Genomic DNA, 22,439 nt, shown 5'->3' with positions numbered 1-22,439 from the left:
TAATGGGATGATAGCTGTCAGCATTTCGCTTCGATTAGGCGTAGCCTAAAGAACGGTAATCAGTCCGATATCGATAATTTGGGTATAGAAAAGTAGTCCAAGCTCTATACATCGTTTGATTAATGAGCTGCTGTTGCATGTATTGGTTTTGCGTAGTATATTTTTTCGATGCACCCGAACAGTTAATTGGGATAGCTTAAGCGCTTTGGCAATCTCGATACTGGATTTTCCCTGAGCAATATAGGGAAGAAGTTCGATTTCTCGTTTGGTCAAGATGCATTTGCTGTCACTCTTTCCAAGTTTCTCTGCTAGATCAACTTGATAGAAATCATGACGTCCATTGATGCCCATAACCGTGGCGATATAGTTATTCTTCACTGACAAATGGGAGATATCTGTATGAATATTGAGACTGCTCACCATTTTGTTCTCGCTATCCGAAATAAGGGTAATGCGCTGATGATGAAATAGTCTGTAAGATCCATCGGAAACAAGCATGCGGAAACAATAACATGATTTTAAGGATTTAAGATGCTCTACTCCGATTTCTTTGATTTTAGCATAACAGATTTCTTCGGCACTGAGGACAAAAGGAATATCATCGGGATGGATCAGATCGATAATTTCCTGAAGCCCTGTAGGTACGATTTCGAGGCCGTGTATATGGATTATATTGGGATGTTGGTGACTTAGGCTCTGTGTGCAGATATTGATAAGATAGTAATAGTAATCGCCCGTAAGGAATATTTCTGAAATGAGATCGAGTATTGCCGCTGCGTCCATATCAGAATCATCGGAGGAGAAAATATCGGGATATTTTCCCCAAATGGGTGTCAGTTTATGTTCTTGGTTGCTCATCAGTACAATAATAACAAAGCAAGATTGTGGATAAAATACCCCATTTAGGGTATTTTATAATAGGCCAAACTCAATACTTTTTTTGATCAGGCATCCACTGCTGGAGGTTTTCGTTTTCTTGAGTAGATTTTTTCGATGCACTTGTACGGTGAAAGGGGAAATAAATAATTTCTCGGCTATTTGTATACTTGTAAGTCCCTGAGCGAGTAAATTGAGGACTTCCATTTCACGTTTTGAAAATTTTGGGAGCTTAGCTTCGTTATGCGCTGTTGAGAGCGCCAACTGATGGTAATTCCTCTCGCCTAATGCTTTTACAAGAACAATTTTATTGTTAACGGCTGTTATGTGGTTTATATCTGTATGAATATTAAGGGCCGTGGTAATGCGGCCTTCTTGATCTTGACTCAGATGAATACCTTGATGATGGAAAAGGTGGTAGTGGCCAGATGCAATTTTCATGCGGAAGCAGTATGATGTACGGTACAATTTGCCGATGATTCCCAAGCCCATCTCTTCCATTTTTGATAAGGTGGCTTTTTCTGCTTCATAAACAAAATCCTTATCATCGGGATGAATATAATCGATAATCTCCTTTACAGTGGTTGGGTAGCATTGGCTTCCATGTAACTTAAGTAGATTGTCGTGGATATCATGAATAGTATAATCGGAAATATTGATGACATAGTAATAAAACGGGCCTATCGCCAGCGTCTCAGCTAGGTATTTGCCAAAGGGTACGTTTTTAGAAACCAATTGCTGACTGGCAATAGCATTGGGATAGCTTTCCCAGAGCTCGGCAAGGAGATGTTGCTGTTTTTTCATCTTTTCATTTGGTTATGTATTTTATTTTCTATATGGGAAATACATTTTTTGGATACTGGCTGGGTATCCCTGATTTTTGGTACGGCTAAGATGACTTAAAAATAAGTAAATTAGTGTAAAAAATCAAGGCAGCCTCAACTGGAGGCTGCCTTGATAAATGCGCTGCGTCAATATTGCTTTTTGCGGGAGTAGATGCCAATCTATTTTGATTGTCTGTCGAAGGATTAAAATCGAAATGCTAAAAACACCCGGCTTCCACTAAGTTTTATTTTCTCTTTAACCTGTACCTCCTGTTCTTCAAACTCCTCGATGTCGACATTAAAACTGTGTTTAGAAGAACCCCAGCGCGTTTCAATTTTGCCAGGCTTAGATTGCGCATGGACAGTACAATACGTGAGGATGAAACAGGTTGCCAGTAAAATTACTTTTTTCATAGTTTTAAGATAATTATGTTGCGTTAAGATATTGTTTCAAAATTAGTGGGATAGACTCCGTGGTAAAATACCGCGTTTGGGGTATTTTGTGAAATTTTGATTTTGAATAATTTTATCCTAAATAATTTAAACTCCAACTTGATAGCTTTTGGAGCTTTTCAGATTAACCTATGAAAAGGAGGAAATGATGGTCTTCGCAACAAGTTTAACTTTGTTTTTAGTGTTTATGCCTAGTTTGGTCAATATATTGCTAAGCTTGAGTGTAAGTTTTTATTGGTTTGGTCGAATGTTTACTAGCGGGTATTCCTTTAGACCATGGTTGATGATGGATAGACTATTGATTTGTTATGTGATGATTTCCACTTCTATCGCAGCATTTGCCATCACCAGTTATGCATGGAATGGCGATTTTCAACAATACATTTCCAATGATATGTTTTTGCTTGGTATGGGGATGGCAATTTTAGGGTATCTATTTACAACGATTTTTGTAGCTGTAAGAAGTGTTTTACTCTGGTCTGATGCACATGGCTCGGGGAAAAGAAAATGTTACTGGTATTTGGCTTTTTTACCTTTGTGGTTGTGTTGTTTCTTGGGCGAAATAATCGTGTTTTGCTTAGCTGCAAGCAAGATGAAATAACAGCGTAAACAAATTTAAATTTAAAAAATCAGCTACTCAAAATCCGTTGTTGAGTAGCTGATTTTCTAATTTATCGCTTCACAAATGCGATACCGCTGATGCTTGCAGATCCGCCTGCCGTTAATGGCTTGGATACGGTGTTCCAGACCACGGGATTAAATTGGTTTCCTGTATTGGTCTTTTGGACCATCACGCTGGTGGAACCGCCGTTCAATACAAATGCATCGTAACTGCCTAAGGCTCCCATCAAGACGGCAACATCATTTAAACTGATGCCTACTGAAAAATTGGTGTCGCCTCCGTCGACAACTAAGGCATACATCGTTTTTTTATCTGTCGATAGGCCGATGGCTGTAACTGCTTGAACAACCTCGGAGGTTGTTAAAACGCTATATCCTCGATATCGGACCCAATTGGTGCCGGATACCAGCCCGCTAAATTGATTCAGATCATAAGGCTCAAAGGTAAACTTGGTGGTATCGGCACAATTGCCTATGTAAGGCGTGCCATCCTTGTATATCGCAAAGAAAGGTCTGGTCTTCTCTTTGGTCTTTATATTGCTCGTGGATACATTGATCTGCCGCCCGTTTTTAATGTAGGAATAAGTGGACGATAACGCCGCATTTGTTGCTGCGAGGATCTCGCCGCCTGCGCGTGGTTCGCAGTACTTGGCCATATCACCTATCGGCTGGCTCACATATAGGTAATCATCAAATGCACTCATGATTGAAGGAAAAACCGCTTTTGATGAAAGATCTACAGTGAGCAGTTGAAGGCTCACGCGTTGATCGAGCTTGTTCTGGTAGCGAATATGGGTTCGTACAAGTCCATTGGTTAGGGTAACGGATGAATCGACTAGAAATGTTTTGATGAGGTCGGTCTGCGCCATGAGCTGCTTGGTGATGGGCTCTATTTCCTTGTCTTCTGGAATAATATCGGTGGGCGGAGTTACTATCTCTTTATCGTCAAAGCTGGGATAATCATCCCTTTGCTTGCAGGAATATAGCATGCTGATGCACGTGATGTACAAAAGGACATTTCTTAATATTGTTTTTCTTTTCATATCTATCGAACTAAGAAAAATGAAACATAAGGCTTCATGATGGTGCTGGTAAATCCATCATAGCCCAAAGCATAAATGACATATGACCTGCGGTCCAGGATGGCTCCGGCATTGCTGTAGGAGGCGATTACAGTGCCATTTGTTACCGGAGAGCCCGCCTTGCGGATCTTCCAGGTACGGGTGGCAATGCGGTTGAGCTGGAAATATGGACTTGTTTCCAGGTATTTAATGTCCTTGGCGACAAGTGAGTCTTGTACGGCGATGGCATCTGCGCTCCCAGTGGCCGCAGCACCATAGTACAGGTCTATTGATGGTACATTGGGCATCAGATTGGTAAAGTGATACCTTGCTTGTGTACTGTCGGGCCGTGTGAGGTCTTCTTCATTGAGGATCATTTTTGTGTTCTGCGCCGTATCGGTAATATGAATGGTATAGCGCTTGCCTGCGCTCAGGTTAACGGATGATTCGGCCAAGATAATGGAGTCGCGTCCATCGTCGGTTTTATGTGGAAGGGCAACTTGTACCTTTACGTTGCCGGCTTTCCATTTTAAAAAATCAGGCCGTGAATCTCCGCGGGTATTATACCCGCCGCCGGGAAAGGGCTCGCGTCCCCGAATGAGTGAAGTAACGCGCTGATCGTCAAATTTGACATACATATAGCGGTCATCGGGATATATCGATGCCATATTGATTTTCACGATGACATCATCGGCGCCAAGGAAATCTACTTTTCCAAAGTCCTGAATGGATTTCTCGCATGAATATAGGCCAAAGACACCTAAAGCTAGAAATGCTAAGTTTTTGAATATCTTCATAATGTTTCCTTTAATACGTTAATAAGTTGTTGTAACAAACCAGGTTGGCTTAATCACGTACTCCGGCTCTAATCCGCCCCATCGTTCTAGCTCTGAAGCATTCCATACGTACTCCGAATTGTAGCGTGGTCTAACGCGATAGCAATAATCATTGTAAGTCAGCTGGCTGCCGGCCAATGGAATAAACTGCTTGAATATTTCCGTGTTATAATGATATTTTCTTAAATCACACCATTGTTCGAGACCTCCCCAGCCCCATTGCACAATATACTTTTGTCCCATAATGTCGGCTAGGGTTAGATCAGCAGCTGATAGCGGTATTTCTCCTCCCTTGATGTAATTATCTATTTCAACAGCAGTAATGGATTTTTCATTGGTTGTATTGATGTACTTATTGACGAAGTTCATGTGGGCATAGATACCTTTGATATAGGCCTCATAGGCCTTTGCTGCGTCGCCTTTGATAAAGAGGGCCTCGGCCTTGACCAGTTGCAGCTGCGCATAGGTCATCAATGGAAAATCTGCGGCGTCTCTAAAGATGAATTTGCCTACACCGCTACTGACGTCGCCTAGGATATTTGGAACGGTGGTATTGGATACATTGGGCTCACCACCGACGTAAATACTGTCAACAGGATTATTGATCATCAACATACGCGATAGACGAGGGTCTGTCGATATTTTTGGATTTTCAATAGGTTCGCCCCGCAATCCCCCGGTTAGGTAGCGCACAATAGGCTTACCGGCTCTGTTGTAATAGGATGTGGTATAAAGGCCGAATTTTGAGCTTACCACATTTGCTGTTTCGGATTTGTCGCCGTCAAATTTAACGCCTGCATCATCGGATGGTGAATCAAAGGAGCGGTCCACAAAATAGGCAATCGAGTCGGCATACTTTTCCTTAAAATCGGGTTTATTAACCAAGTGAATGTACTGAAGTGCTTTTAGGCCGTAGACAAATTTGCGCCAGCGGTCCATATTGCCCCGAAAGAGATTATCGCCCTTTTTTGAATTGAGGTTGGCGCTGTAATCGACGGGGCTTTTTTGATCTAGATAATATAATGCAGAATCACACCATACGCGTACTTTAGCATACACTTCTGGTTGGTCATTGTATCTGAAAGATAACTGTTGCGTACGCAAGGCCTCATCGAGAATAATGGGGCCGTGATAGTCGGTCAGCATCTGATAGCCCCAGGCTTTTACGGCATAGCCGATTGCGGCATATTCATATTTCTGATTGGCTATGGCGTCATTGATCATCAACTGCAGGTTTAGTCCGTGATCAAAATAGACCATACGCCACATCACACCGCCAACATCACTTTGCTGTGGAAATCCATGCCGCTCCCAGATTCGGGAGGACTCATCGGTGCTGGCGCCAAGGATGGTCTGATTGAACTTGTTCATCTGACGTTGGTCATTGGCATAACCATTGGCCATTTGATAGATAATGGGTGCTAAAAGCAATTCGGCTTTTACAAGCTGTGGGTTGGACGGGTTTTCATTGATGTCCAGGTATTTTTTACAACTGCTTAATCCGGTGAGGACTAAGAAAATAAGTATATAAAGCGTTGTTCTCATGGTGTATTCCTCCTAAAATCTCATGTTTAAACCAAAATTGAAACCTCTGGGTTTAGCCATATTCCCGTAATCGATTCCGTATCCGCCGATACCGCCTAGTCCTGCTGTATTGCTATTACTTTCGGGATCCAGCCCTGTGTAATTGGTGAACAGGAAGAGATCGGTGGCTGTAAAAAATACGCTGAGTGCGGCTTGTGACGAGATGCGCTGTGTCAGATGTTTGGGTAGGGCATAGCGAAGAGTTACATCCCGAAGCCTAAATGCATAAATGTTTTTCTCGATAAACATCTGCGGTTCGATATTGGTCATATAGTAGGCGGATGCGGAATATGGTGTTACTGCAATGTGGTTTACTGTTGGATTGGCCGTGTTTTCAAGCCCGTCTTCCAATACGCCCTGAATTACCCGCGGGTCTTCCCGATTTAATGTTTTCACAGACTGCCCATAGGTATAGAGTCTATAATCTAGCCCGTTGAGCACATCGCCACCTTTGCGGAGATCCCATAAAAACGTTAGGTAAAAGTTTTTGTAATTGAACTTGTTGACAATTCCAAGTGTATAGTCGGGAATGCGGTCGCCTATCGGATAATACTTATCGGTGCCCGCAATGGGTAAGCCTGTTTGTGGATTGATCAAAATGTCTCCACGCTCGTTTCTTTTAAACTGCGTACCTGTTAGGGTACCCATACTATAGCCTGGCATCACGGAAGACCGTACGCCACTAAGTACCCAGGTGTCTGAATCATAGAGTTCGGGCAATTCTTCAGCAAGCGATAGTACTTTTCCTTTGTATTGGGTAAAATTGAAGGTCATATCCCAGCTGAAATCGTTTTTTTTGATCGGGTTGACGTTGACTTGCAATTCGGTACCATAGGTTTTGACTTCGCCGCCGTTCATCATCCGTAGTACAAAGCCTGAGCCATAGCTCAATCTTGGCAGAATGATCTGTCCTGTGCTTAATCGATTAAAATAGCTGAAATCAAATGTGAGGCGGCGTTTAAAAAAGCCAAATTCGAGTCCTGTTTCAAAATCGCGGGTTTTTTCGGCTTTCAGGTCGGGGTTACCGCCGTTCACTCCGTAAGCAAATCCGCCTCCTGTTGAGAGCTTGGGCTCCAGATTGGATAGGGTATAGTAGCTTTTGAAGGGTGCTTTTCCGGTCGTTCCTACAGAGATGCGGTATTTTCCGTCGCTGAGCCATTGTACTTTATTTTTGAAGAAAGACAGGTCTGAAAAATTAAAGGCCAAGGATGCCGATGGGTAGCCAAAATAGGGATTGTTGGGCATCATGCGGGAGGCTGCATCCAATCGACCTGTTAAATTGAGGTACAGGAGGTTGTCAAGATATCCAAATCCGGCCTGTGCCAAAAATCCGACTGTACGAAAGTTATTGGCAACAGATCGCGCCAGGCGCGTGCTCGGAAAGGTATTGTTGATGCTGTAAAAGTTGGGATCGTAAAAGTCCTCGCCATATTGGGAGTTAGTAAGGGTATTGTAGTCTTTAAATTCTGTTCCCAAGTTTGCTCTAAAACTAATGTCGCGCCCGATTTTTGTATTGGCCGTCGCCATAAATGATCCCGAGAGCACGCGTGCATTGACTTGATACTCATTCATGGAGCCATTGCGTACATTGGTCGAAGACCCTGATCCGGAGTAGGATTGAGGATGGTAAACGCTTTGCCCCTGTGTGTTGGCAAAGTCGATGCCGATGATCCCGTTGAGGCTTAGCCAGTTCGTAGCACGATAGGTAATGTTGGAAGTGGCAAGGAGGCGGTTTACATCATCATTGGCGGTGTTGCGGTATACATCCCAAAAGGGATTATCCAGCTCATTGTAAATATCGGTGCTGTGGAGTACACGATTCCCTTTTTCATCGATCCAGTCCCTCACATCAAACAGCGGGTTGAAGCGCATCAGGGTAATCAGGTAGCCTGTATTGCCTTTACGGACTTTATCGTTTTGTGAATTGATATAGTTGAAAGAGGTGTTAAATTCGAGTTTGTCGTTAAATTTGGCTGTTCCATTGAGGCGGGTCGAAAAGCGCTTATAGCTGGTATTGGGGACGATACCAGTATTGTTGCTGTATTCATTGGACCAGCGGTAAGTCACTTTTTCTGATCCGCCTTCGAAAGAAAGATTATGCTTTTGATTATATCCGGTGCGGAAGAAGTTGTTGACATTGTCTTTGTAGAGCGTGACTCCTTCTGCATATTTTGGTCCCATTGAATAGACCGAATTAGCGGCGTATACACCATTGGTTCCCTGTGCATAAACATATTGCCGCTCGGGGTATTTATTGACCGTTTCAACGCGTCCTGAAAGCGAATAGTTGACGGTAAATTTACCGGCTTTTCCTTTCTTGGTTGTTATGAGAATGGCTCCGCCTGCACCTTGGCTGCCGAATTGGGCTGTCGCCTCGGGGCCTTTCAGGATGGTATAGGTTTCGATATCGTCTGGATTGATATCCATTGCCCGATTGGAGTAATCGAGATCTCGATTTGCTCCATTGCTAGCCAGGTCATTTTCATTCAGTGTGGAGTTGTTGATGGGTACGCCATCGACAACGATAAGGGCATTGTTGTCGCCAGAGATGGAGGCAAAGCCGCGCAGTACAATCTGTGCCGATGCACCTGGCATACCGCTTGTACTATTGATTGAAAGGCCCGGCACACGGCCTTGGAGACCTTGGAAAAACGATTCGCGTTGGGTTTCGGATACATCTGATCCGGCAACGATAGGAGTGGAGTATCCGAGGGTTTTTCGATCACGTTTGACTCCGAAAGCGGTGACTACCACTTCGTCGAGGGACGAACTGTTTTCGGATAGGCTGATGTTGATTACCGACTGCCCCATGAGCGCTTTTTCGATTTGGTTATAACCAACATGTCTAAAGATTAATGTGGCATCTTCTTGTACGGTGATTTTGTACGTTCCACTGTTGTTGGTGATGGACTGCGTGTTTTTGCCTTTTTCGAGAACTGTTACACCGCCTAATGCCGACCCATCTGTCGTAGTGACTTTACCGGTAACGATTTTTTGGGCCAGGGCGACACCATACGTACTCAGTAAACTCACTAGTATTAGCATACTTCTTTTCATAATAAAATTGTGTTTGATTAGTTTCGTTTAACTTAGGTTTTGCCAATACACCTGGTGCTTGGGCAACATAGAAATTGTGCTATTTCATAAAAAATTATAGCGGTTAGAGATCGGTTTGTATATGTTTTATATCAAATATAGCATAAAAATGCAGTGTTTAAAATATTTTTCGATTTTTTTAGGCTGAAATGTGTAATCTATTGAATAAAGACGCATAAATATGCTTCTGTTAATATGGTTTTTAACGCTGTGAAATATGCCAAAGCTACCGAGCAGGTTTATCTTGCAATGTAGGAGGAAAAGACAAGCAAAGAAATTGTACACTATTTGGAAGATCGTGGGATCGGCATTCCACATAAAGATCTGGATGTCATATTTAAAGTCCATGAGCGCGCAGGCAAAGCGCTTGAAGCACAGGGGCCGGAAATAGGTTTGTCCTTAGTCAAAGAGTTGATGGAACGTTCGGACGGTAATGTTAATCTCTCCAGTAAGCTGGGTAAGGGAATGATCATTAACTCGTTTTTTCGAATAATTAGGAGCTGTTTCGTTATTTTGCGCTTATAGGGAGTTTGCTGATGTAAATGATCGCTGTATCGGTAGAAGTTGGATAAGTACGTTCATTGCCTTTAACAGCCCACTCAAAACGTGTACCTTCAGCACCAATGTAAAGTCGGTTTTTCTTGTCGTGGTAAATATAATTCAGTTGTCGACGGAAAGGAAAATCGAGCTTCTGTTCGCCTTTATCAGTGACTCTTACTAGTTTATCTGGCTGCATTAACGGGCGGCCGTATTCTTTGTCGATGATTTCATTGGGCTGTGGGCTGATTTTGTAGGATTCAGTTTCACTGATCTTTGTTTCTTTTCGATTGACCCGTACTTTATCATTGACTTCATAGCCATATTTGCCCTTTGTGCTCCAACTTTTGCCATGATCCCACGAGAATAAAAATGGACTTGTCGAGTGGTCCTGGAAGTTGCTTAAAGCCATCAATTCTCCCTTATACATACTGAAGCTTGGTATGCCAAGTCCAGCATCGTTGACCATTTGCCAAGAAGCTCCTTTATCCGTAGTCATATAAATCTTGTACATGGTGGCCACGACCAAAGTATCGTCAATATTACCGTAAATAGCCGATGTACCTCTGAGCTGTCCCGGGATACTCAATTTCGTCCAGGTAGCATCTCTGGTTTCAATATCAATTAGAGCCTCCGACTCAGAAGAGGCATCCTTTTGGCAAGAGCTAAAACATAAGCCTAGGGCGCAGAGAAAAAGAAGAGGGCGGAGAGTCGTTTTAAATTGCATGTTTTTTGCGATTTGAGTAAACAAGCTGTGTGATTTTTAAGCTTTGTATAATTTTAAAGATCGTTATAATAACTGAAAGTCATATGTGTCCTAAATAAATTTTAGGATTGGATTTCTGTGGTACAAGCATCGCTTTTTTCATCATTTCGATATTGACCCCTTGCCAGATGTTTATTTTCACGAAGATATTCATTCTGATGAATGCGACCAGATTGGACAGGTTCCAGTCATATTTGGCCTTTTTTTGTAAGTATTTTAACAGTAATATGCCAATGAGTGAAGTCCAGATCTGGATCATCACTGCATTTTCAGAAGTCCCTATGAATGTTGATACTTTTAAGCGCTGCTTTAGATGCTTGAAGAAGACTTCGATATGCCAGCGTTCTTTATAGATGTTTGCCACCAAAGAAGCCTTCCACTTCGTATTATTGGTCAAAAAGTGGTACTCATTGCCAGTGGTGCTGTCCCAAAAGTGGACTAGGAAATCCCCAAGCCAGCTGTAATCCACGTAGCCACGGTCCACTACCACCACGCTTCCCTTGGAAAAACTGTAACTACCGGCTCGCTGGCTCTCATGTACTTTTCCATCGGTAATCTGCATAAAAACAGGTAGGCAGCCATCATAATCCAAGACAGTGTGCAGCTTTACGGCACCTTTGGTGCTGCGAAACTTTGCCCAGTCAAATACAGATAGACATAAGGGGATGATGCTTGCATCCATCAGATATACTTTACGCTTTAGCTGACCAAGATCTTTGCGAAAATGGGTGTCCTTTTGCCAAAGCCTATCCAAAACAGAATAGTAAAGATCTTTGAAAAGTTCATGGACAATGAATTCTTTACGCTCTTTAGAGAAACGTCTTGTGTAGCTTTTTTTCATAATTAATAGGAATGTTGTGGGTTTCTACTGGTCAGAGTGAATCTTCCTATCCGGTTCCTTTTCCAGCCACTACAAACTTGATGTTTTTTTGTAAAGTGCAAAAAAATAGTACCCCCCAAGAACTACCCTAATGTTTGATTCTTTTGTTTAATTCCCTGTGGCACAAATCTTACCATGCAGTACGGTAATCTCATCTATCTAGGGACAAGGTTTACCTAGCTGTCGCTTACGGAGTGCCATTTTAGGGAAGCAACGTCCCTTATCATGACCTATCTAGGGACAAAACAGATATGGTAACTTTACCTTAGGGAAAGAGGCAACACTTTACATGTCGAGAAGGAATAGGTGATTTTACAGATTTTATTTGCTAAATATTTTAGTTTTTTACTATCTTTGTATGGATAACCAAAAACTTAATAATGATGGCCAAGAATTTAACCTGCATGGAGCGGATAAGGTCTTTTCCAGGGGCAATACCGCCCGCCCGTATTTTTATGATGTTGCTTTGTGTGACAAGAATACGCATGAAATTTTTTATGACAAGTTAGGGTACAAATTGGTTTCATTACCGATGTTTACTAAAAAACCGGCAGAGCTGGAAACAGTAATGGATCAATGGCTGTATGTACTTAAACACTTGAGCACCATGGATAAGTTGCCCTCATTTTTGGATAAAAGGATATTTGGTCTTATCTTTGAAGTAGGAGAAATAGGAAAATTAACGGAGGAGGATCGCATGTCATATGAATCAAGCCTAAAACATAAACGAGATGCCGAGAGTGTGTTTAATTCGGCTCTACGGTCGGGAGAAGCAATGGGGCATGCTAAAGGTCTTGAGAAAGGTCTAGCAGAAGGTCTTGAGAAAGGTCTTGAGAAAGGTCGTGCAGAAGGCCTTGCAGAGGGAGAACACAAACGGGCTATTGAATCTGCTCGGAAGATGTTGAGCAAGGGTTATAACGAGAAGGACATTAGTGACGTTACCGGTCTTTCCGTTGATGAAATCGAAAAGCTCAAATAGCCTAGTTAGTACATAAATATTGCTGAAGCCATTTCCGAAGGGGAGTGGCTTTTTTCTTCTGATCCGGAATAAGATAATAGCTCTACGGTTGTCAAATTAAATAACTTCGCGATTTGGTTTAACCGTGAGAGATTAAGGTCTGTAATTCCTGCTTCTATTTTTGATAACGAGGGAATTGATATCTCTAATCTCTGTGCAACATCATGTTGGGTCCAGCCCCTTTGCTGCCTAAGTAATCGAATTGCTTTTGCTACCATGGTTATTTAAAAATGAATTGAATGTTAAGATACAAAAATCTGCGCTTCTGTTCGCTGACAAATTTATTTCAGTCATTCTTTGCTGGAACATGTATCATCCAAGAATGCCAAAATAGCGGAGATTGGATTTTCTGTTGTCTATGGTTCACTTTGACTTAATCCGTAAACAGTGCTTCATAAAGAAGCTTAACGTTGGCGCCAGCTTTATCGTTTAGTATTTCGCCCCATCCAGTTGGTATTTTTGTAATAGTGCAAGGAAACGTTCAATCATCTTGTAATTGCATATAGGTCTTTTGCTGAGTGCAGTTCGTCTATCATTCCAATCATCGGAGGTGCGCCATCGCCATAGAAGTATTCGAAGAGTTGGCTAGGTTTAAGTGTTATTTCTTTTTCGTAGAACGATTTCAAAGGTTCCAGATCAGTATAATTTTTTTCATAAGAAAATAGGCTCATTAAACCAATATGGAGGAAATCCCATTTTGTAAATTGCCGTATTTGGAAACGACTGTATTAACTCATGAAGCTCATTTCTTAAGGAGTGGCCGGAGGAAATTTTGTCGTTCATATAAATCATAGCACATAAAATCGGAAAAACCTTTTTCTTTTTTTGCTCATCAGGTACATAGTTCAAAACTCTATTTGTCAAATTTGATGGCCAAGAGTACTTGGTTATCAAAACTCTATTCCATAATCGACTATGATGTGCTATGATATTCCTTATTAGCGTGATTGTCCTGAGCCAACTAGAAAAATCTTTTGCACTACTTAATCCAAACTCGTTGGCGATTTTAGATTTTTCAGGGAGTTGGGGATTTAAGTTGTCGAAAATCTTAGAAAGTGTACCTAATGTGACTACTTCTAATCCTTTCCAAGCCTCGGGATAGTCATCAGGATGGTTTTGGTAATGTTTGACCATAAATTCTTCACTACTCTGACACATATCATTTAGAAGTTTAGACAAGAATTTTATATGTTCTTTTTTATCTTTAAAGATAGATTGGTTTAGATACCATTCTCCTCCATATGACAAGGAAAGATGGTATATCAATTTAGTTCTTAGTGCAATTTCAATCCTTTCGATGGCGTTGAAAACAATCAATCGAAAATGGCGATCAAAATTGTATAAGTCTATAACATCTTCGAATACCGAACCCTGCTTGAAATTATGGTTCACAAAATCAATTTGCATTTCCCACCAATACCCCTTCAATCTATAATAACTAATATTTGCTAGAAAATGTGGCGCTGCGGTGATATCTCGAAACGTCATGTTACGTTGTTGGAGCAGGTTTAACTGATCTTGTATTGTTAAGGGAATTTTTCCAGGCATTAAAAAAATAATTGGCTATAAAATAAAAAAGACCCGCATGCTGTTCTGATGGGAAGCAGTACGAGTACCGTTGGTACAAAAATAATAATATTAGTATTATTATCAAATTTTTTTTTGTAATAAAGCCCCCAAATGTAGATCAGGACGCTAGCTACACGTTGGTTTTCCTTTAAACGGAATAACAATTTAAAATTTTGTGAAACTTCATCTTTAAAGTGATGATAAGCTGTTTTTATTAAAAATATTGTTATTTTTTTGTCGATAACGATTCAATTAGCGCCTTTTGCGTATCTATAAGATCTTTTTGAGTCTGTATAGTTTCTTCTTGCATAGAGATCGTTCGGTTGGCTTGATCCAATTGTTCCTTCAGAAAATTGATTTTTTCCAAAGAAGTATTATTTTCATTTTCGTAGAACGATCTGAAAGGTTCAAGATCGGTATAATATTTAAGAAAATTGTGGTTTAATGCTGCGGTATAGAGTGCTAACTTTTGTATTGATAGTGTTTCTTGCTTTAAATCATATTCAATGTTTTGGGAATTTTTTACTTTTATTTCTTCCATCAAACGAGCATTGCTAATACCTTGATTCTTTGCCTCTCTTTTTATTATATCACCGATATGAATTTTCATAACATTGCTTTGAGATTACCAAAAATATTTTGGATTTAACCAATATATTTTTGGTTGTTAAATTGTATTTACTTATATTTGTGTCATAATCAGTTCGCTGATTGAGTCTCGTCAACTAAAACCAGCAATTTTATCGACGCGAGACCTTTAGGAGCATATTGTCCCAATTTTGTATATTTGTACAATTTTTGGGAGAAGCTCCTACTGGAAACCGTGTCAGGTCCTTGCTGGTACCATGTTGGCGGTGGAAGGTAGGAGCTTTTCCTTTTGTTAATTCTTACTTCCTTCTCGAGACTCTTTAATTAACCAAATCGTTAGATTATGAAGCTAAATGAGTCACTCACAATCACAGCAGTACACCAGATCAAGGATCAGTGTCATCGGCTTGCACTATCGCTGCTCATCAAGAACAAATACTGCCCACCGGAGTAGTATCAAACAATATTAAAATCAACAGCACTTAATACCAGCGGTATTAAAAATGGGCATAGTAAGCGCCAAAAAGGCCTACTTAGCTCCATGTTGTTGATTTAGCCGACCTGATTTGTTTGCAGTCCATGCCGACAAATATAATTTCTACTCTTTTTTCGTTTAGCAGCTTAAAAGTAAGGAATTTATTGTTGAGGAACAAAAACTGAAAACAAAACGATATAGAGATTCTATAAAAAAGGTCGGTTTTTAATTTTTCCTGCGGATGCGGTATCGTCCATATGAATTTACCTGTAATTGTCTAAAACCGCATCTGAGAACCTATAATAGTTCTATTATTTACCGGAGAGGTCTAGGCTCGACGCCCTGAAAGGAAATTGCTGATCCCGATCGGACAGGATGTCTCTGCCTTAGACCACTCCATTAAAAACCTAAAAATGAGACAATTTTTTGGGGCAGGAGAGGTCTTGCCCAGTCGAAAGACAATGAAACTGTATAGTACCCTGCTATCTATCCTATGGTTTTCTATGTTTAGTTTATCGGCTCAGACGCCCCGCAAGGACAGTGGGGCCGGCGGGCCTATGGATTTTATTCTACAGGGGATCGTCGTATCGGCCAGCGACGGTAAGCCATTACAGGGGGTATCAGTGCGTGTAGACGCCGAAAACCTCCGTACCTCGTGCAAGAAGGATGGTACATTTAACCTGTCCGTTCAGCACCGAAAGGGGAAGGTCCGATTTACCTGCCTGGGGTTTAAACCACTGGATACCGGATATGTAACCGGAGTGCCGCTCACCATTAAATTGCTTCCGCTGGAGAACCAGCTGGAGGAAGTAGAGGTGGTATCCACAGGCTATCAAAAGATTCCAAAAGAAAGGGCCACAGGGAGCTTTGAGTTTGTGGATAGCAAGTTGCTGAATAGAAAGGTTTCAATGGACTTCCTGAGTCGTCTGGAGGATGTAGTCACCAGCATATCGGCGACTAAAGTATATGGCGAAAATAGAGGGGTACTGCCCAATATCAATATCAGAGGCCGAAGCTCCATCCGCTCCAATATCTGGCCACTGATCGTAGTGGACGGGTTTCCCTATAACGGCGATTTTAACAACATCAACCCCAATGACATCGAAAATGTCACTATTCTCAAAGACGCTGCCGCTTCCTCCATCTGGGGAGCGCAGTCGGGAAACGGGATTATAGTTGTAACCACCAAAAAAGGAAAGTTCAACAGCAGATTTTCAGTAGCTGTAAACAGTAACCTCACAGTAGAGAATAAACCGGATCTCTATTATCTTCCGCAGATGAATTCTTCGGACTTTATAGATGTCGAACTCATGCTGAATGAGAAAGGCTATTATAAGAACAGAATGGATAACCGGAGTTTTATCATGAGCCCGGTAGTTAAATTACTGAAGCGTTTTAGGGATGGAAAAATTACTGGAGACCAACTGGAAGCTTCGATAGACCAGCTCCGTAACGTTGATATGCGTGATGACTTCTTGAAATATGTCTACCGTAATCCCATCAGGCAGCAGTATAATGTGCAGCTTTCGGGTGGAGGGAACCTCCTCAGCACGATCTTCTCGTTCGGATATGACAGGCAGCTTAATCGGCTGGTGACATCATCCGCTGACCGCGTCTCTATAAAGAACAATACAGTGTTCAGGCCCACCAGCAAGCTGGAGTTTACACTTGGAACACAGTACACTGAATATGGGACCAAAGACTCCTATATGCCCGTTGCCTATAATGAGATGGGACTGGGCTACGGCAATTATCCTTATATGCGGCTGGCTGATTATAACGGTACGGCACTGATCGTGGACGCTATAGGACTGAATGCTGACTTTCGTGATACCATCGGTGGAGGGCGCCTGTTGGACTGGAATTACCGGCCACTGGATGAACTGCATCAGAGTACAATGAAGGGGTCAACCAAGGAAACAATGTTATCGTTCTCATCCAGCTACGCGTTATCGCCCCAGCTGAAATTTTCTGTTCTCTATAATTATCGCACCTCGGCTAAACAGGATGAATACTGGCGCGGCATAGGTACGGTACAGCAGCGTACCGAAATCAACTATTTCACCAGCTGGGACAAAGAAGGAATACGATGGAATATGCCTGTGGGTGATTTTCTGCAGACCTTTATTCAGCGCAGTGCATCACATCAGGGCCGCGTGCAGGCGATGTACCATAAAGCGTTCAATTCACAGCACGAGCTGAGTCTACTTGCTGGTGCAGAGGTCAGGCAGCAGGTTGACGAGGTAAACACATCCACGTTTTATGGATATGATCCCGAGACAATGAGTTATCAGCCGGTAGACTTGGTGACTTACCATCCTTATCTTAATGGAATGTCGGGCACGAAACGTATCCCGGACTATAACCAAAAAGGCAGACTGACCAATCGGTATACTTCCTTTTTTGTGAATGGATCCTATACTATTCTGGGCCGGTACGTCCTGAGTGCAAGTGCACGGAAAGATGCGTCCAACCTGTTTGGCGTCAGGACCAATGATAAAGGTCAGCCCTTCTGGTCTGTCGGCGCCGCTTGGACAGTTTCGGGAGAGCCTTTTTTCCCTAAGGAAGTACTGGATTTTCTAAAATTTAGGATGACACATGGCTACAACGGGAATGTGAACAATAGTACTTCGGCCCTGCCAGTTATCTATAAATCCATGCAAACTCATTACCTGACAGGTCTTCCCTATGCTTATATGCTCAATCCGCCAAACCCGATGTTGCGGTGGGAAACGGTGGGTATGTGGAACTGGGGACTGGACTTCAGGGCACTGAATGATCGGCTGGGTGGTTCACTGGAGTACTATATCAAATCACCAAAGGACCTTATCGCCGAAACGCGAATCGATCTTACAACAGGTTTCTCAACCAGTAACGTCAACAGTGCCAACCTGAAAGGAAAAGGGATAGATCTGACCCTGTATGCTATCAATATGAAGACGAAGAATTTTGAATGGCGTACTGACGCGAATCTGGCCTATAGTCGTACAAAAGTAACAAAATCTTTTATTGCCGAACCTCTGGGTAAATATTACTTGTCGGGTGCCTTCGGAAATATCGTTACCCCAGTCGAAGGTGGAGACCTCTATGGCCTGATCTCCTACAAATGGGCGGGACTGGACCCGGTTGACGGAAGTCCCCAAGGGTATGTAAATGGGGAAATTTCAAAAGATTATTTCGCGATCGTCAATGATACCCGGCTAGATCAGATGGATAACCTGGGATCCGTCCTGCCTCTATATTTTGGATCGATACGCAATTCGTTCAGGTACAAGAAATTTGATCTTTCCTTTAATATCTCTCTGCAGCTGGGGCATAAGTTTATGCGTAAATCTATTGATTACAGCGCTCTCATTACTGGCTTTGTCGGGCATTCGGACTATGCCCTACGGTGGCAAAATCCGGGTGATGAACTTCGTACAAATGTGCCGGCTTTCAATTATCCGGCAAACTACAATGCCGATTATTTCTATAACTATTCAAGCGCGCTAGTGGCCTCGGCAGATCAGATCAAATGGCGGGATCTACAGCTAGGCTTTAATCCCATAGTAAAAGGACTGCAGGATTGCCGGATCTACCTGTACTGCAATAATATCATGAAAATATGGCGGGCCAATAAATATGGCATAGACCCTGAATTTGGGAATAATCCGCCCGACCCCTTCGCATGTTCCCTTGGACTGAGTTTTAAATTTTAAAATGATGATAATGAAACAATCACTTCTTATACTGATTACGCTTGGACTGATGTCCTGCAGCGGTTATCTGGATGTCAAACCCGATATACGTATGGATGTGCCTAATACATTGGAAGACTGCGAACTGCTGCTCAATGATTATGGCAACCTGAACATGACTTCGCCAGCTGCTACGCTGATTGCGGGAGAAGAGTTTTACCTGAATGCCGAAAACTGGTATAGTGTCACGAATCTGGATGACAGGAATGCCTATACCTGGTCGGATGAACAGGGGGTAAGGGGTATGGGATGGCAGGGACCCTACCGTACTATATTTCTTGCCAACCAGGTGCTCCAAGTTCTCGAGAAGCTTCCAAGGGATGAGCAGAACTTGTCAAAATATAACGACATACTAGGTAAGGCACTGTTCTTTCGAGCATTCGCTTACCATCAGCTTGCACAGCTGTACTGCCTAACTTACGATAAAAATACCGCTAAAAATGAGCTGGGATTGCCACTGAAACAAACACCTGACCTAGTCATGGTAAATGGCAGGTCCTCACTGGAGGATACCTATCAATTTATTCTGCAGGACTATACAAAAGCATCACATCTGCTGTCAATAACCGCGCAGGCTAAAAGCCTTCCCAATAGGACAGCAGCCTTTGCAGGGCTTGCCAGAGTGTACCTCGATATGCAACTGTATGACCGCTCGTTTCAATATGCGGATTCGGCCTGGCGCCTCCAGCCTCGGTTGATGGATTTTAATGTGCTTGATAGCAATAGCGAATCACCGATACCCAAAAACAATGAAGAAGTCATATTCTCAGCATTGACCCCGTATTCCGAAGCGCTCGGCAGTTATTACTCTCGGATCAATCCCTCCCTGATGAACCTGTATATGCAAGGAGATCTTCGCAAGAAGGTTTTTTACCGAGAAAACCAGGATGAACCCGGCACTTTTGGCTATAAGGCCAACTATGAGCAGACTGAATCTGGGTCATTTGTGGGGCTGACGACAGGCGAGGTGATCTTGATCCGGGCTGAAAGTGCAAGCCGTCTGAACCGGCAAGATATTGCCCTGAAAGATCTAAACATGCTGTTTGCCAGCAGGTTTAAAAACGATGAGAATATCAAATATATCGAAGACGATCCGCAAAAGATCCTGTCTATGATATTGGCCGAAAGGAGACGTGAACTGGTCTTTCGGGGACGCAGATGGGCTGATCTCAAAAGACTGAACAAGGAACCAGCCCATCAGACAGAGCTGCAGCGGACGCTGGACGGAAAGGTCTATACGCTCCCCGCGGGGAGCCTGGGCTATGCGTTTTTAATACCACAGGCCGTGATCGAATTAAATCCAACTATACAACAGAACAAAAGATAAAGCACGATGAAAATAGTACAGTTAATCATAGCAGTATTTGTCTCTATATATACTGCCCAAGCACAACATAAAAAGAATATTGACCGGAGCTGGGAGCTTGCTGTTGGGAGTGAACTGCCCAGATTGCCAATTATGGATGTGCTCAATGACAAGACCGACAAAGTTGATCTGAACAAATTTAAGGATAGACTGGTTATCCTGGATTTTTGGGATACCAGCTGTGTCACCTGTATCGAACTGATGCCCGATGTCAAAAAGGTGCAGGAGCAGATGGGGGATAAAGTGAAGATATTGATGGTCACAGCGCAGTCAAAGCAGGCGATTCAAAAGTTTTTCAGAAATAATGGATATCTTAAAGAGAGAAATGCCTTTTTGCCCAGTATCGTGGGTGATAGCTTGCTCCATCGTTATTTCCCACACCGTGGTGTGCCTCATACAGTTTTTATTTACAAAGGAACGGTAAAAGCTGTCACCTATGCCGATTATATTAAACCTGAATTTATAAACCAGCTTATCGCTACCGGTAAACTGGATGTGCAGGTAAAAAATGATTTCAATGACCGCGTGGTGGGACAAGAACCTACTGGAGAAAATGTCATTGGCAGGGTTCTGGTCACTGGCTTTCAGCCTGAACTCGCTGCAGACGGTGGTCTGCCGATAACGCAGGATCCGAATACTGGAAATTTTATCTGCCGGATAAACAATGCCGAAACACTTGGCGCTTACCAGCGTCTCTTTGCTCAGCTCGAAAAACCGAAGTTTCTCTGGATCCCCGGTCGTATTATCTGGAAGGTAAAGGATAAAAATAAATATAGGTATCAGGAAGGCAGCGGGGGACGCAATCTGTGGAAGTCTAAACATGCCATCTGCTACCAGCGGATCAGCAGGGATACCCTGCCAAAAGCAGCGATGGCGGAAATGGCAATACAGGATCTCAATTTTTTTCTTGGTCTGAACGTTTATAAATCTCGGGCTGTACAAGATGTGATTGTCATAAAAAAAGTGGAAGGGAAACAACAAAAGGTAGCTGCAAAAGCTGGGGGGCAAACTGTAGAAGGCGCCGAGAGTGTAGCTTTTCTACTGGATCTATCCGGTTTGTATCCACCGACGATAGATGAATCGGGATATAAGGGTGTGCTAGAGCTTGGAGCTTATGATAGTCTTGAGGCCCTGAATGAACAATTGGCTTACTACGGACTGCAGGCTGTGATGGATAGAAGGGAAATCGAGGTTATGGTCTTTGAGGAAAGAAGATAGACCTAAATTAGGGGCCCTTTTGGGGCCCCTTTCAATTGAAATAATTTCAGGTACTATCGTGTATTTCTTAGCTGAACGTTGGAGCTGCTAGCTGTATTATTCAGTGCATTGATCATTTCGTCCTTTAAAGCAGGAGTCAGGATCGGTTTATTGTTTGCATCTGGTGAAGCTTGCACCGCACAGATATGATTGTCGCCGCTACAGGTAGGTGTGCCTGTGGAGGTATAATCATTGGGATCTGTCGCGGTTCCGTTCGCTTTTAATTGAAACCATGCCATAATCGTATGATTTAAATTGTCTAACTTAGATTTATGAATTGATCACAGTGCTGCTGTCCATATCGGTCAAAAGCTGGACAGTACACTGGCCCCGCGTCCGCACATAGCGGGCGCTTTGGTTTGGCGGTGGGACTCCTTATTCTGCCAGACCATTTTATTCCTCACCGCCGGCGCGGGAATACGGCAAACTTACGTCTGTACCATCTGACGGTAAGACCGGTGCAGCAACAACCTGCCGACAGGCTCATCCGAGCCTCCGCAAGGTAACGCGCAGCCTCCCGCAGCATAGCTGCATGGCTCCATCGCTGTTTGCCCACAATTGAGCAACTGGAGCATTCCGCCGGGCAATGCCCGTCTCCTTGTCCTTTGCCGTTGGTCTGTGTCTGCTTCATGCTTGTCATTTTTGTTTCGTTCCTCTGGCTTGTATCAGGTAGCTGTAGGGCGCTCTTTTTATCCGTCCGGTCCCTTGCGATGGCCTGATCTTATAAGCCTTTAGGCCGATCGGTCATCCGGTCATGGATGGGAGAGGAGACATCCGTAATCGTCCGTCCGATCAACTACAGTAAAGTTAGTCGGCAAAACAGCTGTTTAAATTTCATATTTATGAGAAAATAACCTCATATTTCTGTGATTTTCATGTAATTAGGGTGTTGGTC

Annotated in this window: 20 protein-coding genes; 6 read left to right on the top strand and 14 right to left on the bottom strand. The window is 42.8% G+C overall.

What is annotated here, in order from left to right; genetic code table 11:
• Positions 1-45: 45 nt before the first annotated feature.
• The 3 genes from FGL37_RS06725 to FGL37_RS06715 all read right to left on the bottom strand — a co-directional run bounded on the left by FGL37_RS06725 (position 46) and on the right by FGL37_RS06715 (position 2,114).
• The gene (locus FGL37_RS06725; protein WP_051606689.1) at positions 46-858 is read right to left on the bottom strand and encodes a LuxR C-terminal-related transcriptional regulator; all 813 of its coding nucleotides are present in this window, start codon (positions 856-858) and stop codon (positions 46-48) included.
• A 54-nt stretch (positions 859-912) separates the two neighbouring features.
• Positions 913-1,680: a LuxR C-terminal-related transcriptional regulator gene (locus tag FGL37_RS06720; RefSeq protein WP_028069327.1), complete on the bottom strand. Its 768-nt coding sequence runs from the start codon at positions 1,678-1,680 to the stop codon at positions 913-915.
• 224 nt (positions 1,681-1,904) lie between these two features.
• Positions 1,905-2,114 (bottom strand): hypothetical protein, encoded by a 210-nt coding sequence (locus FGL37_RS06715; protein WP_028069326.1) that lies wholly within the window; start codon positions 2,112-2,114, stop codon positions 1,905-1,907.
• 322 nt (positions 2,115-2,436) lie between these two features.
• On the opposite strand from FGL37_RS06715, the gene FGL37_RS06710 reads away from it, so the two are divergent.
• A complete protein-coding gene (locus FGL37_RS06710) occupies positions 2,437-2,754 on the top strand; it encodes a hypothetical protein (RefSeq protein WP_138096720.1) in 318 nt (105 codons plus the stop codon).
• A gap of 70 nt (positions 2,755-2,824) precedes the next feature.
• Here the strand turns inward: FGL37_RS06710 and FGL37_RS06705 are convergent, their stop codons facing one another.
• The 4 genes from FGL37_RS06705 to FGL37_RS06690 are packed head-to-tail and all read right to left on the bottom strand — an operon-like array spanning position 2,825 to position 9,312.
• The gene (locus FGL37_RS06705) at positions 2,825-3,817 is read right to left on the bottom strand and encodes a phosphodiester glycosidase family protein (protein ID WP_051606688.1); all 993 of its coding nucleotides are present in this window, start codon (positions 3,815-3,817) and stop codon (positions 2,825-2,827) included.
• Between the two features lie 2 nt (positions 3,818-3,819).
• A complete protein-coding gene (locus FGL37_RS06700) occupies positions 3,820-4,632 on the bottom strand; it encodes a DUF4397 domain-containing protein (protein ID WP_051606686.1) in 813 nt (270 codons plus the stop codon).
• A gap of 18 nt (positions 4,633-4,650) precedes the next feature.
• Positions 4,651-6,216, bottom strand: coding sequence for a SusD/RagB family nutrient-binding outer membrane lipoprotein (locus tag FGL37_RS06695; protein ID WP_028069322.1), 1,566 nt, complete (start codon positions 6,214-6,216; stop codon positions 4,651-4,653).
• A gap of 12 nt (positions 6,217-6,228) precedes the next feature.
• Positions 6,229-9,312, bottom strand: a complete 3,084-nt coding sequence (locus FGL37_RS06690; RefSeq protein WP_028069321.1) for a SusC/RagA family TonB-linked outer membrane protein — start codon at positions 9,310-9,312, stop codon at positions 6,229-6,231.
• 327 nt (positions 9,313-9,639) lie between these two features.
• Here FGL37_RS06690 and FGL37_RS26090 point away from each other — a divergent pair, with 327 nt between their 5' ends.
• Entirely contained in the window at positions 9,640-9,876 is a 237-nt protein-coding gene (locus tag FGL37_RS26090; protein WP_037532735.1) for an ATP-binding protein, read from the top strand.
• On the opposite strand, the gene FGL37_RS06680 is transcribed toward FGL37_RS26090, so the two are convergent.
• Positions 9,860-10,615: a beta propeller repeat protein gene (locus tag FGL37_RS06680; RefSeq protein WP_028069319.1), complete on the bottom strand. Its 756-nt coding sequence runs from the start codon at positions 10,613-10,615 to the stop codon at positions 9,860-9,862. The genes FGL37_RS26090 and FGL37_RS06680 overlap by 17 nt on opposite strands.
• 79 nt (positions 10,616-10,694) lie before the next feature.
• Entirely contained in the window at positions 10,695-11,495 is an 801-nt protein-coding gene (locus tag FGL37_RS06675) for a transposase (protein WP_051606684.1), read from the bottom strand.
• A 397-nt stretch (positions 11,496-11,892) separates the two neighbouring features.
• Here FGL37_RS06675 and FGL37_RS06670 point away from each other — a divergent pair, with 397 nt between their 5' ends.
• Positions 11,893-12,513, top strand: coding sequence for a PD-(D/E)XK nuclease family transposase (locus FGL37_RS06670; RefSeq protein ID WP_051606682.1), 621 nt, complete (start codon positions 11,893-11,895; stop codon positions 12,511-12,513).
• Between the two features lie 5 nt (positions 12,514-12,518).
• Here the strand turns inward: FGL37_RS06670 and FGL37_RS06665 are convergent, their stop codons facing one another.
• The 3 genes from FGL37_RS06665 to FGL37_RS06655 all read right to left on the bottom strand — a co-directional run bounded on the left by FGL37_RS06665 (position 12,519) and on the right by FGL37_RS06655 (position 14,731).
• Entirely contained in the window at positions 12,519-12,770 is a 252-nt protein-coding gene (locus FGL37_RS06665; RefSeq protein WP_051606680.1) for a helix-turn-helix domain-containing protein, read from the bottom strand.
• Between the two features lie 433 nt (positions 12,771-13,203).
• Entirely contained in the window at positions 13,204-14,100 is an 897-nt protein-coding gene (locus FGL37_RS06660) for an Abi family protein (RefSeq protein WP_028069317.1), read from the bottom strand.
• Positions 14,101-14,347: 247 nt separating this feature from the next.
• Complete coding sequence (locus FGL37_RS06655; protein ID WP_028069315.1) at positions 14,348-14,731, bottom strand: hypothetical protein; 384 nt, start codon at positions 14,729-14,731, stop codon at positions 14,348-14,350.
• 866 nt (positions 14,732-15,597) lie between these two features.
• Here FGL37_RS06655 and FGL37_RS06650 point away from each other — a divergent pair.
• From FGL37_RS06650 to FGL37_RS06640, 3 genes are read left to right on the top strand one after another with little or no spacing between them, the layout of a single operon-like run.
• A complete protein-coding gene (locus FGL37_RS06650; protein WP_138096718.1) occupies positions 15,598-18,882 on the top strand; it encodes a SusC/RagA family TonB-linked outer membrane protein in 3,285 nt (1,094 codons plus the stop codon).
• Positions 18,883-18,892: 10 nt separating this feature from the next.
• Positions 18,893-20,248, top strand: a complete 1,356-nt coding sequence (locus FGL37_RS06645; RefSeq protein ID WP_028069313.1) for a RagB/SusD family nutrient uptake outer membrane protein — start codon at positions 18,893-18,895, stop codon at positions 20,246-20,248.
• Between the two features lie 6 nt (positions 20,249-20,254).
• Positions 20,255-21,505: a TlpA family protein disulfide reductase gene (locus tag FGL37_RS06640; RefSeq protein ID WP_028069312.1), complete on the top strand. Its 1,251-nt coding sequence runs from the start codon at positions 20,255-20,257 to the stop codon at positions 21,503-21,505.
• 53 nt (positions 21,506-21,558) lie between these two features.
• On the opposite strand, the gene FGL37_RS06635 is transcribed toward FGL37_RS06640, so the two are convergent.
• Both FGL37_RS06635 and FGL37_RS06630 read right to left on the bottom strand, forming a co-directional pair.
• Positions 21,559-21,783, bottom strand: coding sequence for a hypothetical protein (locus FGL37_RS06635; RefSeq protein WP_028069311.1), 225 nt, complete (start codon positions 21,781-21,783; stop codon positions 21,559-21,561).
• 161 nt (positions 21,784-21,944) lie between these two features.
• Positions 21,945-22,184, bottom strand: coding sequence for a hypothetical protein (locus FGL37_RS06630; protein WP_138096716.1), 240 nt, complete (start codon positions 22,182-22,184; stop codon positions 21,945-21,947).
• Positions 22,185-22,439: the final 255 nt, after the last annotated feature.

The sequence above is a fragment of the Sphingobacterium thalpophilum genome (assembly GCF_901482695.1).
In the GTDB taxonomy this organism is placed as follows: Bacteria; Bacteroidota; Bacteroidia; order Sphingobacteriales; family Sphingobacteriaceae; genus Sphingobacterium; species Sphingobacterium thalpophilum.
The sequence above is the reverse complement of the archived record's forward strand: the minus strand, read 5'-3'. Positions and strand labels throughout refer to the sequence as shown.

Excerpts from the sequence above, each read along its gene's own strand:
- FGL37_RS06710 (WP_138096720.1), top strand. The coding sequence starts at position 2,437 with ATGATGGATAGACTATTGATTTGTTATGTGATGATTTCCACTTCTATC.
- FGL37_RS06695 (WP_028069322.1), bottom strand. The coding sequence starts at position 6,216 with ATGAGAACAACGCTTTATATACTTATTTTCTTAGTCCTCACCGGATTA.
- FGL37_RS06715 (WP_028069326.1), bottom strand. The coding sequence starts at position 2,114 with ATGAAAAAAGTAATTTTACTGGCAACCTGTTTCATCCTCACGTATTGT.
- FGL37_RS06725 (WP_051606689.1), bottom strand. The coding sequence starts at position 858 with ATGAGCAACCAAGAACATAAACTGACACCCATTTGGGGAAAATATCCC.
- FGL37_RS06675 (WP_051606684.1), bottom strand. The coding sequence starts at position 11,495 with ATGAAAAAAAGCTACACAAGACGTTTCTCTAAAGAGCGTAAAGAATTC.
- FGL37_RS06680 (WP_028069319.1), bottom strand. The coding sequence starts at position 10,615 with ATGCAATTTAAAACGACTCTCCGCCCTCTTCTTTTTCTCTGCGCCCTA.
- FGL37_RS06655 (WP_028069315.1), bottom strand. The coding sequence starts at position 14,731 with ATGAAAATTCATATCGGTGATATAATAAAAAGAGAGGCAAAGAATCAA.
- FGL37_RS06665 (WP_051606680.1), bottom strand. The coding sequence starts at position 12,770 with ATGGTAGCAAAAGCAATTCGATTACTTAGGCAGCAAAGGGGCTGGACC.
- FGL37_RS06640 (WP_028069312.1), top strand. The coding sequence starts at position 20,255 with ATGAAAATAGTACAGTTAATCATAGCAGTATTTGTCTCTATATATACT.
- FGL37_RS06670 (WP_051606682.1), top strand. The coding sequence starts at position 11,893 with ATGGATAACCAAAAACTTAATAATGATGGCCAAGAATTTAACCTGCAT.
- FGL37_RS06720 (WP_028069327.1), bottom strand. The coding sequence starts at position 1,680 with ATGAAAAAACAGCAACATCTCCTTGCCGAGCTCTGGGAAAGCTATCCC.
- FGL37_RS06660 (WP_028069317.1), bottom strand. The coding sequence starts at position 14,100 with ATGCCTGGAAAAATTCCCTTAACAATACAAGATCAGTTAAACCTGCTC.
- FGL37_RS06645 (WP_028069313.1), top strand. The coding sequence starts at position 18,893 with ATGAAACAATCACTTCTTATACTGATTACGCTTGGACTGATGTCCTGC.
- FGL37_RS06630 (WP_138096716.1), bottom strand. The coding sequence starts at position 22,184 with ATGACAAGCATGAAGCAGACACAGACCAACGGCAAAGGACAAGGAGAC.
- FGL37_RS06705 (WP_051606688.1), bottom strand. The coding sequence starts at position 3,817 with ATGAAAAGAAAAACAATATTAAGAAATGTCCTTTTGTACATCACGTGC.
- FGL37_RS06690 (WP_028069321.1), bottom strand. The coding sequence starts at position 9,312 with ATGAAAAGAAGTATGCTAATACTAGTGAGTTTACTGAGTACGTATGGT.
- FGL37_RS06650 (WP_138096718.1), top strand. The coding sequence starts at position 15,598 with ATGAGACAATTTTTTGGGGCAGGAGAGGTCTTGCCCAGTCGAAAGACA.
- FGL37_RS06635 (WP_028069311.1), bottom strand. The coding sequence starts at position 21,783 with ATGGCATGGTTTCAATTAAAAGCGAACGGAACCGCGACAGATCCCAAT.
- FGL37_RS06700 (WP_051606686.1), bottom strand. The coding sequence starts at position 4,632 with ATGAAGATATTCAAAAACTTAGCATTTCTAGCTTTAGGTGTCTTTGGC.